At 50.3% G+C, this 378-nt stretch carries 1 protein-coding gene; it reads left to right on the forward strand.

The genetic code is table 11. The features are described from left to right. Positions 1-378 (forward strand): ATP-binding protein (locus tag M3661_RS29980; RefSeq protein WP_251491395.1); only part of this gene is annotated, 378 nt, incomplete at both ends.

The raw sequence follows: 378 nt of genomic DNA on the forward strand, positions 1-378 counted from the left end.
TGGAGCGACAAGAAAACCTGCTGCTAATGGGGGCTGTGGGAACTGGGAAAACACATATGGCAACCGCCTTAGGGGTGGAAGCCTGCAGACGAGGGAAAACCGTACAATTTTACCGGGCTTCGGACTTGGTAGCAGTGCTGCAGGAGAAATTCGCAGCAGGCACAATTAGTCGCTTTCGTGAGAAGCTAAAAAAGGTGGATCTGCTTATCCTAGATGAGGTCGGGTACGTACCGTTTAGCCAAACGGGAGCCGAATTGCTGTTTAATGTGATTGCCGATTGTTATGAAAGACAGAGCGTCATTGTGACGTCTAACCTAGAATTCGGTCAGTGGACCTCGATTTTTGGGGACACCAAGCTAACGTCTGCCCTGGTGGATC

Origin of the sequence: Paenibacillus sp. MER 180, assembly GCF_023713665.1 — a bacterium.
GTDB classification, from domain to species: domain Bacteria; phylum Bacillota; class Bacilli; order Paenibacillales; family Paenibacillaceae; genus Paenibacillus_B; species Paenibacillus_B suaedae.